Raw genomic sequence first — 12,342 nt, forward strand, 5'->3', positions numbered from 1 at the left:
AACGATGGAATTCGCTTTCTATTTCGCATCGGGTATCGCTGTTGTGTCCACGCTGCGTGTGGTCACCAACACCAACCCTGTGCATGCCCTGCTCTACCTGATCATCTCGTTGATTGCCGTGGCCATGACTTTCTTCGCCCTCGGCGCACCGTTCGCCGGTGTGCTGGAAGTGATCGCCTACGCCGGCGCCATCATGGTGCTGTTCGTGTTCGTGGTGATGATGCTCAACCTGGGGCCCGCCTCGGTTCAGCAGGAACGCACCTGGCTCAAGCCCGGCATCTGGGCGGGGCCGGTAATTCTTGCCGCCCTGCTGCTGGCCGAACTGCTGTATGTGCTGTTCGCTCACCAGAGCGGCCAGGCCATCGGCCACACCACCGTAGACGCGAAAGCCGTGGGCATCAGCCTGTTCGGCCCGTACCTGCTGGTGGTCGAACTCGCCTCGATGCTGCTGCTCGCCGCAGCCGTCACGGCGTTCCATTTGGGCCGTAACGAGGCGAAGGAGTAACACATGCCTGCTATCCCTCTCGAGCATGGACTGGCGGTTGCCGGCATCCTGTTCTGCCTTGGTCTGGTCGGCCTGATGGTCCGCCGCAACATTTTGTTCGTGTTGATGAGTCTGGAAGTGATGATGAACGCCTCTGCCCTGGCGTTCATCGTTGCGGGCGCCCGCTGGGCGCAGCCGGATGGACAGATCATGTTCATCCTGGTGATCAGCCTGGCAGCCGCCGAGGCCAGTATTGGCCTGGCGATCCTGCTGCAACTGTATCGCCGCTTCCACACGCTCGATATCGACGCTGCCAGTGAGATGCGCGGATGAACCTGATCTTTCTGACTTTCGTATTTCCTCTAATCGGTTTCCTGCTGCTGTCGTTCTCCCGTGGACGCTGGTCGGAAAACCTCTCGGCGCTGGTCGGCGTGGGTTCCATTGGCTTGTCGGCGATTGTCACCGCTTACGTCATCTGGCAATTCAACGTCGCGCCTCCCGAAGGCGGTCACTACACCCTGGTGCTTTGGCAGTGGATGGCGGTGGAAGGCTTCAAGCCTGACTTCGCCCTCTACGTCGATGGCCTGTCGATCACCATGCTCGGCGTGGTGGTTGGCGTAGGTTTCCTGATCCACCTGTTCGCGTCCTGGTACATGCGCGGCGAAGCGGGTTACTCGCGCTTCTTCTCGTACACCAACCTGTTTATCGCCAGCATGCTGTTCCTGGTACTCGGCGATAACCTGTTGTTCCTGTACTTCGGCTGGGAAGGCGTGGGCTTGTGCTCGTACCTGTTGATCGGTTTCTACTACAGCAACCGCAACAACGGTAACGCCGCACTCAAGGCCTTCATCGTGACCCGGATCGGCGACGTGTTCATGGCCATCGGCCTGTTCATCCTGTTCCAGCAAGTGGGCACGCTGAACATTCAGGAACTGCTGGTGCTGGCACCGCAGAAATTCCAGGTCGGCGACTTCTGGATCACGCTGGCGACCCTGATGCTGCTCGGCGGTGCTGTCGGCAAATCGGCACAACTGCCGCTGCAAACCTGGCTCGCGGATGCGATGGCCGGCCCTACCCCGGTTTCGGCACTGATCCACGCTGCAACCATGGTGACCGCGGGTGTCTACCTGATCGCCCGTACCCACGGTCTGTTCACCCTGGCGCCAGACATCCTGCACCTGGTCGGCATCGTCGGTGGCGTAACGCTGGTACTGGCCGGTTTTGCCGCGCTGGTGCAGACCGACATCAAACGCATCCTCGCCTACTCGACCATGAGCCAGATCGGCTACATGTTCCTGGCGCTGGGCGTTGGCGCCTGGGAAGGCGCGATCTTCCACCTGATGACCCACGCCTTCTTCAAGGCACTGCTGTTCCTGGCGTCCGGTGCGGTGATTGTTGCCTGCCACCACGAGCAGAACATCTTCAAGATGGGCGGTCTGTGGAAGAAGCTGCCACTGGCTTACGCCAGCTTCATCGTCGGTGGCGCTGCGCTGGCCGCTCTGCCACTGGTCACCGCCGGCTTCTACTCCAAGGACGAAATCCTCTGGGAAGCGTTTGCCAGCGGCAACCAGGGTCTGCTGTATGCAGGTCTGGTCGGTGCGTTCATGACGTCGCTGTACACCTTCCGCCTGATCTTCATCGCGTTCCACGGTGAAGCCAAGACCGAAGCCCACGCCGGTCACGGCATTGCACATTGGCTGCCACTGTCGGTGCTGATCGTGCTGTCGACCTTCGTCGGCGCAATGATCGTGCCGCCGCTGCACGGCGTTCTGCCGCAGAGCGTTGGTCATGCCGGCGGCGAAGCCAAGCACAGTCTGGAAATCGCCTCGGGCGCCATCGCCCTGGCCGGTATCCTGCTGGCGGCCCTGCTGTTCCTCGGCAAGCGTCGCTTCGTCACGGCAATCGCCAACAGCGGCATCGGCCGTTTCCTTTCGGCCTGGTGGTTCGCTGCCTGGGGCTTCGACTGGATCTACGACAAACTGTTCGTCAAGCCGTACCTTGCGATCAGCCATGTACTGCGCAAAGACCCGCTCGACCAGACCATCGGTCTGATCCCGCGTATGGCCAAGGGTGGTCACACTGCCCTGAGCCGCACCGAGACCGGTCAACTGCGTTGGTACGCCGCCTCGATGGCTGCTGGTGCCGTGCTGGTGATCGGCGCCATCGTGCTGGTAGCGGTCTGATATGAACCTTGCGAATTTGCGAAAGGAAACGAGCCCGTCATGATTCTGCCTTGGCTAATCCTGATCCCCTTCATCGGCGGCCTGCTGTGCTGGATGGGTGAGCGCTTCGGCGCTACCCTCCCGCGCTGGATTGCGCTGTTGACCATGACCCTGGAACTCGCACTCGGCCTCTGGCTGTGGGCCCACGGTGACTATTCATTCGCACCGGCGCCGGGCGCCGATCCGACCTGGGCGCTTGAGTTCAAGCATGTCTGGATCCAGCGTTTCGGCATCAACGTGCACCTGGCCCTCGACGGCCTGTCGCTGTTGATGATCCTGCTGACCGGTCTGCTGGGTATCCTCTCGGTACTGTGTTCGTGGAAAGAAATTCAACGTCACGTTGGTTTCTTCCACCTGAACCTGATGTGGATCCTGGGCGGTGTTGTCGGCGTGTTCCTCGCCCTCGACCTGTTCATGTTCTTCTTCTTCTGGGAAATGATGCTGGTGCCGATGTACTTCCTCATCGCGCTCTGGGGTCACAGTTCTTCGGACGGCAAGAAAACCCGGATCTACGCCGCGACCAAGTTCTTCATCTTCACGCAGGCTTCCGGCCTGATCATGCTGGTGGCGATCCTCGGTCTGGTGCTGGTCAACTTCAACAACACTGGCGTGATCACTTTCAACTACGCCGATCTGTTGAAAGCCAAGATGTCGATGACCACCGAGTACATTCTGATGCTCGGCTTCTTCATCGCCTTCGCGGTCAAGCTGCCGGTCGTACCGTTCCACTCGTGGCTGCCGGATGCTCACGCCCAGGCGCCGACCGCCGGTTCCGTCGACCTCGCCGGTATCCTGCTGAAAACCGCGGCCTACGGTCTGCTGCGTTTCGCCCTGCCGCTGTTCCCGAACGCTTCGGCCGAGTTTGCGCCGATCGCCATGACCCTCGGTCTGATCGGGATCTTCTACGGCGCATTCCTGGCGTTTGCACAAACCGACATCAAGCGTCTGATCGCCTTCTCTTCCGTTTCCCACATGGGCTTCGTGTTGATCGGCATCTACTCCGGCAGCCAACTGGCGCTGCAAGGCGCGGTGATCCAGATGCTCGCGCACGGTCTGTCGGCAGCGGCACTGTTTATCCTCAGCGGTCAGTTGTACGAGCGTCTGCATACTCGTGACATGCGTGAGATGGGCGGCCTGTGGTCGCGTATCGCTTACCTGCCGGCGATCAGCCTGTTCTTCGCCGCCGCGTCGCTGGGCCTGCCCGGCACCGGTAACTTTGTCGGCGAGTTCCTGATCCTGATCGGCTCTTTCGCCAGCGCTCCATGGGTCACGGCGATTGCCACTTCCGGTCTGGTGTTCGGTTCGGTCTACTCGCTGATCATGATCCACCGTGCCTACTTCGGCCCGTCGAAATCCGACGCGGTGCTGCACGGTATGGACGCGCGCGAACTGATCATGGTGCTCGGTCTGGCGGTGCTGCTGATTTACCTCGGCGTCTACCCGCAACCGTTCCTCGACACCTCTGCCGCCACCATGCATGGCGTGCAGCAGTGGCTCGGCACCGCCTTCTCTCAACTCGCTTCGGCCCGGTAAGAGCGCTATGGAATTCACGATTCAACACTTTATTGCGCTTGCGCCACTGTTGATCACCAGCCTCACCATTATCGTGGTGATGCTGGCAATCGCCTGGCGCCGCAACCACTCGCAGACCTTCCTGATTTCGGTGGCGGGTCTGAACCTGGCGCTGCTGTCGATCCTGCCGGCCCTGAAAGTCGCGCCTTTGGCCGTGACCCCATTGCTGCAGATTGATGCCTTCGCCTGCCTGTACATGGCGATGATCCTGGTCGCCACCCTCGCCTGCGTCACCCTCGCCCACGCCTATCTGGGTGATGGCGGTTCGGGTTACCCGGGCAACCGTGAAGAACTTTACCTGCTGATCCTGATGGCCGCTGCCGGTGGTCTGGTGCTGGTCAGCGCGCAGCATCTGGCCGGGTTGTTCATCGGTCTGGAACTGCTCTCGGTACCGGTTTACGGTCTGGTGGCTTACGCCTTCTTCAACAAGCGTTCGCTGGAAGCCGGCATCAAGTACATGGTGCTGTCGGCCGCGGGTTCCGCGTTCCTGCTGTTCGGTATGGCGTTGCTGTACGCCGATGCCGGTTCACTGAGCTTCGTCGGCATCGGTCAGGCCCTGGCCGCGACTGGTCTGCCAAGCCCGCTGGCGCAACTGGGCCTGGGCATGATGCTGATCGGTCTGGCGTTCAAGCTGTCGCTGGTACCGTTCCACCTGTGGACGCCGGATGTTTACGAAGGTGCTCCGGCACCGGTGGCGGCATTCCTCGCGACCGCTTCGAAGGTGGCAGTGTTTGCGGTGATGGTGCGTCTGTTCCAGCTCTCCCCTGCTGCCAGCAGTGGTGTACTGAGTGACGTGTTGAGCGTCATCGCGGTCGCCTCGATCCTGTTCGGTAACCTGCTGGCCCTGACCCAGAGCAACCTCAAGCGTCTGCTCGGTTACTCGTCCATTGCGCACTTCGGCTATCTGCTGATCGCGCTGGTGGCGAGCAAGGGTCTGGCGGTGGAAGCCATTGGCGTGTACCTGGTCACCTACGTGATCACCAGCCTTGGCGCGTTCGGCGTGATCACGCTGATGTCGTCGCCGTACAACGGCCGCGACGCCGACGCTCTGTACGAATACCGCGGCCTGTTCTGGCGCCGTCCGTACCTGACTGCCGTGCTGACCGTGATGATGCTGTCCCTGGCCGGCATCCCGCTGACCGCCGGCTTCATCGGCAAGTTCTACATCATCGCCAGCGGCGTCGAAACGCGTCAGTGGTGGCTGGTGGGTGCGCTGGTTCTGGGCAGCGCCATCGGCGTGTTCTACTACCTGCGCGTGATGGTCACCCTCTACCTGATCGAGCCAAACCTGCGTCGCCACGACGCCCAGTTGCACTGGGAACAGAAGGCAGGCGGCGTCATGTTGCTGGCCATCGCCCTGGTTGCGTTCTTCCTGGGTGTTTATCCGCAGCCATTGCTGGTGCTGGTACAACAGGCGGGTCTGGCGGGCTGATTGCCTGGCTGATCTGGCTACACATGGAAACGGCACCTTCGGGTGCCGTTTTTGTTTTTATAGATATCGATATCGTGGGTGTTTGTGCTGGCCTCTTCGCGGGCAAGCCCGCTCCCACAGGTTTGTGTGTCGCTCATAGCATCCGGGTGCATCGCAAGCCGTTGTAGGAGTGAGCCCGCTCGCGATGGCGTCTACAAGTCGATGGATATGCTAACTGACCCACCGCTTTCGCGAGCAGGCTCGCTCCCACATTGGATCGTGCTACTCAAAAAATCCGATGACACCTGAGATTCCTGTGGGAGCGAGCCTGCTCGCGAAAGCGGCAGATCAGGCACCCCAAAAAAAACGGCACCTCCCGGTGCCGTTCATATTTCATAAATCAACCGTCACTTACGTGCATCCGCCCACGATTTCAGCAGTTCGCTGTAACTCACGGTTTCACCTTTCGGCTTCTCGTTCGCCAGTTTCGGTTTCGGTGCGCCCGGCTGATCGAACCAATACTGAGCATCGCGCTCCGGGTTCATCTTCGGAGCACAAACTGCCTGAGCCTTGGAGCGTTCGAGGCGTTCCATGATGCGGTCCTGATCCTTGGCCAAGCCATCAAGCGCCTGTTGCGGGGTCTTCTCGCCACTGGCCGCTTCGGCGATGTGGCTCCACCACAACTGCGCCAGACGCGGATAGTCCGGCACGTTGGTTCCCGTCGGGGTCCATTGCACGCGGGCCGGGCTGCGGTAGAACTCGACCAGGCCGCCGAGCTTCGGTGCCAGATCGGTCATCGCCTGGGAGTTGATGTCCGACTCGCGAATCGGCGTCAGACCGACGATGGTTTTCTTCAGCGACACGGTTTTCGACGTGACAAACTGCGCGTACAGCCACGCCGCCAGTTTCTGTTTCTCAGGCGTGGACTTCATGAACGTCCACGACCCCACATCCTGATAGCCGAGCTTCATGCCCTCTTCCCAATACGGCCCGCGCGGCGAAGGCGCCATGCGCCATTTCGGCGTGCCGTCGGCATTGACCACCGGCAGGCCCGGTTTGGTCATGTCGGCAGTGAACGCGGTGTACCAGAAGATTTGCTGAGCGATGTTGCCTTGCGACGGCACCGGGCCGGACTCGGAGAAGGTCATGCCCGCCGCTTCCGGTGGCGCGTACTTCTTCAACCAGTCGACGTATTTGGTGGTCGCGAACACTGCCGCCGGGCCGTTGGTGTCGCCGCCGCGGGTCACGCTGGAGCCGACCGGGTGGCAGTCTTCGACGCGAATGCCCCACTCGTCCACTGGCAAACCGTTGGGAATGCCCTTATCGCCGCCGCCGGCCATGGAGAACCAGGCATCGGTGAAGCGCCAGCCCAGCGACGGGTCTTTCTTGCCGTAGTCCATGTGGCCATAGACGCGCTTGCCGTCGATTTCCTTGACGTCTTCGCTGAAGAATTTGGCGATGTCTTCATAGGCCGACCAGTTCACCGGCACGCCCAGCTCGTAACCGTACTTTTCCTTGAACTTGGCTTTCAGGTCGGCACGCTCGAACCAGTCGGCGCGAAACCAGTACAGGTTGGCGAATTGCTGGTCGGGCAACTGATAGATTTTGCCGTCCGGCGCGGTGGTGAAGGAGATACCGATGAAGTCCTTGAGGTCGAGAGTCGGCGAGGTGAAGTTCTTGCCCTCGTTGGCCATCAGGTCGGTGATCGATTCGGTTTTGCCGTAGCGAAAGTGCGTGCCGATCAGGTCGGAGTCATTGACCCAGCCGTCATAGATGTTCTTGTCCGACTGCATCACTGTCTGCATTTTCTCGACCACGTCGCCTTCCTGCAGCAAGTCGTGGGTGAGCTTGATTCCGGTGATTTCGCTGAAGGCCTTGGCCAGCACTTTGGACTCGTATTCGTGGGTGGTCAGGGTCTCGGAAACGACCTTGATGTCCATGCCGCGAAACGGCTCGGCGGCCATGATGAACCACTTCAATTCTTCGAGCTGCTGTTCGGCCGTCAGGGTCGAGGGCTTGAACTCGCTGCCGATCCATTTTTTCGCAGCATCTTCATAGGCGTCGGCCCAGGCAGATGCGCTCAAACCGCTGAGTGCCAGCATGGCTGCCAATGAAATGCTATGTCGCAGCTTATTGTTTTTATCGAACATAGAGACCTCCTGTTTAAGTTGTGGAGCCGCGTTGCCGAACGATTCGACTAGCCCCAACGCATCACAGCCAACAGCCACACCAGGGACAACGCGGACGCCACCCAGATGCTCCAGTCGGTGACGCCGATTACCAGCAGATGCAGGTAGGCGCTGCCGAGAAGACCGATAAACAAGCGATCGCCACGGGTGGTGGCAATCGGCAAAAACCCGCGCCGCAGAATGCTCGGCGAGCGCAATTCCCAAGTGGTCATGCCCACCAGAATCAGACCAATGCCGATGAAGAACGCGGCGGTCGGTGTCGTCCAGCTCATCCATTCCATCATCAGCTCCTCAGACTCGACCGAGGGCAAAGCCCTTGGCCACGTGGTTGCGTACAAACCAGATCACCAGCATGCCCGGCAGGATGGTCAACACCCCCGCCGCTGCCAGCACGCCCCAATCGATCCCCGATGCCGACACCGTTCGCGTCATTACCGCCGCAATCGGCTTGGCGTTGACCGAGGTCAGCGTGCGCGCCAACAGCAGTTCGACCCAGGAAAACATGAAGCAGAAAAACGCCGTGACACCAATGCCGGAGCCGATCAACGGGATGAAAATCTTCACGAAAAACTTGGGGAAACTGTAGCCGTCGATGTAGGCGGTTTCGTCGATCTCCTTGGGCACGCCGGACATGAAACCTTCAAGAATCCACACCGCCAGCGGCACGTTGAACAGGCAGTGCGCCAAGGCCACGGCGATGTGCGTGTCAAACAGACCGATTGACGAATACAACTGGAAGAACGGCAGCAAAAACACCGCCGGCGGCGCCATGCGATTGGTCAACAGCCAGAAGAACAGGTGCTTGTCACCGAGGAAACGATAGCGTGAAAACGCGTAAGCCGCCGGCAGCGCCACGCTCAGGGAAATCACTGTGTTGAGGCTGACGTAATACAGCGAGTTCAGATAGCCGGTGTACCAGCTCGGATCGGTGAAAATCACCTTGTAGTTCGCCAGCGTGAAAGCCTGCGGAAACAGCGTCAGGCCGCCGAGGATTTCGGTGTTGCTCTTGAACGACATGTTCAGCAGCCAGTAGATCGGCACCAGCAGGAACAGGATGTAGATCAGCAACGGAATAAGCTTCTTTTTGCTCATGGCCGGGCCTCAGCGGTTGGCGTCGGAGTGCGTCATGGCGGTATAGAACAGCCAGGACACCAACAGAATGATCAGGAAGTACACCAGCGAAAACGCCGCTGCCGGACCGAGGTCGAATTGCCCTACCGCCATCTGCGTCAACGTCTGACTCAAGAAGGTCGTGGCATTACCCGGCCCGCCGCCGGTGAGCACGAACGGCTCGGTGTAGATCATGAAACTGTCCATGAAGCGCAGCATTACCGCGATCAGCAGCACGCTCTTCAGCTTGGGCAGTTGAATGTGGCGGAACACCGCCCAGGCCGAGGCCCGATCAATCCGTGCAGCCTGGTAATACACGTCGGGAATGGCCCGCAAACCGGAGAAACACAGCAGCGCGACCAGCGAAGTCCAGTGCCAGACGTCCATCACCAACACGGTCACCCAGGCGTCCATGGTATTGGCCGCGTAGTTGTAGCTGATGCCCATCGCGTTGAGGCTGGAGCCAAGCAGGCCGATGTCGGCGCGGCCAAAAATCTGCCAGATGGTGCCGACCACGTTCCACGGAATCAGCAGCGGAATCGCCAGGATGATCAGCACCACCGAGGACCAGCGGCCCTTGGTCGGCATGGTCAGCGCGACGGCGATGCCCAGCGGGATTTCGATCAGCAGCACACAGGCCGAATAGATGAACTGGCGCAGCAGCGAATCGTGCAAACGCGGGTCGAGCAGTACCTGCTTGTACCAGTCGGCACCGACGAAGTAGCGGCTGGACTGGTCGAAGATGTCCTGCACCGAATAGTTGACCACGGTCATCATCGGGATCACCGCACTGAACGCCACCAGCAGGAACACCGGCAACACCAGCCACCAGGCCTTGTTGTTCTGCACCTTGTTCATGGCTGCGCCTCCTCGTCGCTGACTTCCAGCAAAAATTCATCGGCATAGACCATCAGCCACTGCGCCGGGAAACTGATGTACGCCGTGCCCTGCGGCACCGGTTTGTCTTCGGCCAGACGCACATTCAACGGCGCGCCGTCGAGGTTGAGGGTCATGATCTTGTAGGTGCCAAGGTCTTCGACGTGTACGACTTTTGCCTGCATCGCATCGTCAAACGGCTCGTCCCAGACATGAATAAACTCGGGACGGATGCCGACCTTCAGATTTTTCCACTGACCGTGCTCGATATGACGCTGCATGGCGCCGGACAGGGGCAGGTGGGTCGAGGCGAAACCGACGCCACCGGGTTGCGCCTGCACCTCAATCAGATTCATCCCCGGGCTGCCGATGAAATAGCCGACAAAGGTGTGGCTCGGCCGCTCGAACAATTCCCGTGGCGTACCGAACTGGACGATCTGGCCGCCGTACATCACCGCGATCTTGTCGGCAAAGGTCGAGGCCTCCAGTTGATCGTGGGTGACGTAGACCATGGTGATGTTGAACTGCTCGTGGATCTGCTTGAGCTTGCGCCGAAGCTTCCACTTCAGGTGCGGGTCGATCACCGTCAGCGGCTCGTCGAAGAGGATTGCCGAAACATCGTCGCGCACCAGACCACGACCCATCGAGACTTTCTGCTTTTCGTCGGCGGTGAGGTTGCGTGCTTTCTTGCTCAACAGATTCTGCAGGTCGAGCACTTCGGCAATTTCCTGCACCTTGCTGTGCACTTTCGCCTCGGCCATGCCCTGATTTCGCAGGGGAAAGGCGAGGTTATCGAACACGGTCATGGTGTCGTAGACCACCGGAAACTGGAAAACCTGAGCGATGTTGCGCTTCTCCGGGGTCAGGTCGTTGACCGCTTTACCATCGAACAGCACGTGGCCCTGTGAAGGGCTGAGCAGGCCGGAAATGATGTTGAGCAAGGTCGACTTGCCGCATCCGGACGGGCCGAGCAAGGCGTACGCCCCGCCCTGCTCCCAGATGTGGTCCATTTCGCGGATCGCATAATCTTCCGCGCCGCTCGGGGTTTTGCTGTAACTGTGGGCGAGGTGCTGCAATCGGATTTCGGCCATCAGGCAACCCTCGCGACACGCCGGCCCGGTGCTTGCACCAGACGGCCCTGCGCATCGAAAACGAACAGTTTATGGGTCGGGATATAAATGCGGATCGGCGCATCGACGTCGTATTCGTGAACCCCGGGCAGGTGCAGCACCAGCAGGAAATGCTCGTTACGCACGTGCAGGAAGGTTTCCGAACCGCTGATCTCGGCGACTTCAACGGTCACGGCCAACTCAAGATCATCGTCATTGCTCGGCACCAGCGAGATATGGCTGGGGCGCACGCCGAAGCGGAACTCGCCCTCGCCCACCGGGCGCAAGTCAACGTTCAACGGGAAGTGTACGAAGTTGGCAAAGCTGACTTCGTTGCCGACAATGCGCCCGGGCATCAGGTTGATCGGCGGCTCGGAGAACAACTCCGCCGCCAGTACCGTTTGCGGCTGATGGTAAACCTCGGTCGACGGCCCACTCTGGATCACCCGGCCTTCGTGCAGGATGGTCGTGGTGCCGCCGAGGGCCAGTGCTTCGTTGGGTTCGGTGGTGGCGTAGATGGCAATGGTGTGGCGCGCCTTGAACAGCTCGCGCATCTCCTGGCGCAGCTCTTCGCGCAGCTTGTAGTCGAGGTTGACCAAGGGTTCATCGAAGAGGATCAGTTCGGCGTCCTTGACCAGCGCGCGAGCCATGGCCGTACGCTGCTGCTGACCGCCGGATAGTTCCAGCGGATAGCGCTGCAAGAACTTCTCGATGCGCAGCATGCGTGCGGTTTCCTGCACCTTGCTGTGGATGATCTCTTTGGAAATACCGGCCTGGCGCAGCGGCGAGGCGATGTTCTCGAACACCGTCATGGTCGGGTAATTAATGAACTGCTGATAGACCATCGACACATTGCGCAGACGCACCGGGCGCTGGGTGACGTCGACGCCGTTCATCAGCACGCGACCGCTGTCGGGCTTGTCCAGACCGGCCATCAGGCGCATCAGACTGGTTTTGCCGGACAGGGTGCGCCCGAGCAAGACGTTGAAAGATCCGGGTTCGAATTTCAGGCACGCATCGTCGATCCAGATCTGGCCCTCGACGGTACGGCTGACGTGCTCCAGGGTGAGTGACATGGCTCGGCCTTTTTTATTTTTTGGAGTCAAGCGACCTAAGCAACAGAGCGACATTCGTGCCAGAAATAGCAAGTGGTTGATTTGGTTTGAGAATCGCTGGTTACGTGGAAACGAGGCGTTCACAGCTGAACACTTTTGAACAGTGGGGTGATTGACAATGAACAATAGTGAACAACACTCTATGCACCCGATCTGACCGTCACCGCCGGTCAATTGTAGGAGTGAGCCTGCTCGCGATAGCTGTGTGTCAGTCGATGAAATTTATCTGAAAGACCGCTATCGCGAGCAGGCTC

General features: G+C 59.9%; 11 protein-coding genes. 5 read left to right on the top strand and 6 right to left on the bottom strand.

Going from position 1 to position 12,342, the window contains the following annotated elements; translation table 11 throughout:
- The first annotated feature begins 4 nt into the window (after nucleotides 1–4).
- Genes nuoJ through nuoN form a run of 5 tightly spaced genes read left to right on the top strand, consistent with a single transcriptional unit; the run spans nucleotide 5 to nucleotide 5,710 of the window.
- Nucleotides 5–505, top strand: coding sequence for an NADH-quinone oxidoreductase subunit J (gene nuoJ, locus HU755_RS17795; RefSeq protein WP_007951462.1), 501 nt, complete (start codon nucleotides 5–7; stop codon nucleotides 503–505).
- A 3-nt stretch (nucleotides 506–508) separates the two neighbouring features.
- Nucleotides 509–817: an NADH-quinone oxidoreductase subunit NuoK gene (gene nuoK, locus HU755_RS17800; protein ID WP_003180046.1), complete on the top strand. Its 309-nt coding sequence runs from the start codon at nucleotides 509–511 to the stop codon at nucleotides 815–817.
- A complete protein-coding gene (gene nuoL / locus HU755_RS17805) occupies nucleotides 814–2,667 on the top strand; it encodes an NADH-quinone oxidoreductase subunit L (protein WP_186551804.1) in 1,854 nt (617 codons plus the stop codon). The genes nuoK and nuoL overlap by 4 nt, the downstream gene beginning before the upstream one ends.
- A gap of 39 nt (nucleotides 2,668–2,706) precedes the next feature.
- Nucleotides 2,707–4,239, top strand: a complete 1,533-nt coding sequence (nuoM, locus tag HU755_RS17810) for an NADH-quinone oxidoreductase subunit M (RefSeq protein WP_186634967.1) — start codon at nucleotides 2,707–2,709, stop codon at nucleotides 4,237–4,239.
- Nucleotides 4,240–4,246: 7 nt separating this feature from the next.
- Nucleotides 4,247–5,710 carry an NADH-quinone oxidoreductase subunit NuoN gene (gene nuoN, locus HU755_RS17815; protein ID WP_024013420.1) on the top strand — a complete coding sequence of 488 codons (1,464 nt, stop codon included), beginning with the start codon at nucleotides 4,247–4,249 and terminating at the stop codon, nucleotides 5,708–5,710.
- 386 nt (nucleotides 5,711–6,096) lie between these two features.
- On the opposite strand, the gene HU755_RS17820 is transcribed toward nuoN, so the two are convergent.
- From HU755_RS17820 to HU755_RS17845, 6 genes are read right to left on the bottom strand one after another with little or no spacing between them, the layout of a single operon-like run.
- A complete protein-coding gene (locus HU755_RS17820) occupies nucleotides 6,097–7,839 on the bottom strand; it encodes an ABC transporter substrate-binding protein (protein ID WP_186634970.1) in 1,743 nt (580 codons plus the stop codon).
- Nucleotides 7,840–7,886: 47 nt separating this feature from the next.
- Nucleotides 7,887–8,159 (bottom strand): DUF2160 domain-containing protein, encoded by a 273-nt coding sequence (locus HU755_RS17825; protein ID WP_038861868.1) that lies wholly within the window; start codon nucleotides 8,157–8,159, stop codon nucleotides 7,887–7,889.
- 10 nt (nucleotides 8,160–8,169) lie between these two features.
- Complete coding sequence (locus HU755_RS17830) at nucleotides 8,170–8,970, bottom strand: carbohydrate ABC transporter permease (protein WP_186634973.1); 801 nt, start codon at nucleotides 8,968–8,970, stop codon at nucleotides 8,170–8,172.
- Between the two features lie 9 nt (nucleotides 8,971–8,979).
- Nucleotides 8,980–9,846, bottom strand: a complete 867-nt coding sequence (locus HU755_RS17835) for a carbohydrate ABC transporter permease (RefSeq protein ID WP_007912484.1) — start codon at nucleotides 9,844–9,846, stop codon at nucleotides 8,980–8,982.
- Nucleotides 9,843–10,955, bottom strand: a complete 1,113-nt coding sequence (locus HU755_RS17840) for an ABC transporter ATP-binding protein (RefSeq protein ID WP_186634976.1) — start codon at nucleotides 10,953–10,955, stop codon at nucleotides 9,843–9,845. The genes HU755_RS17835 and HU755_RS17840 overlap by 4 nt, the downstream gene beginning before the upstream one ends.
- A complete protein-coding gene (locus HU755_RS17845; RefSeq protein ID WP_186634979.1) occupies nucleotides 10,955–12,049 on the bottom strand; it encodes an ABC transporter ATP-binding protein in 1,095 nt (364 codons plus the stop codon). The genes HU755_RS17840 and HU755_RS17845 overlap by 1 nt, the downstream gene beginning before the upstream one ends.
- Nucleotides 12,050–12,342 lie beyond the last annotated feature (293 nt).

The sequence above is a fragment of the Pseudomonas sp. SWRI111 genome (assembly GCF_014268555.1).
In the GTDB taxonomy this organism is placed as follows: Bacteria; Pseudomonadota; Gammaproteobacteria; order Pseudomonadales; family Pseudomonadaceae; genus Aquipseudomonas; species Aquipseudomonas hamedanensis.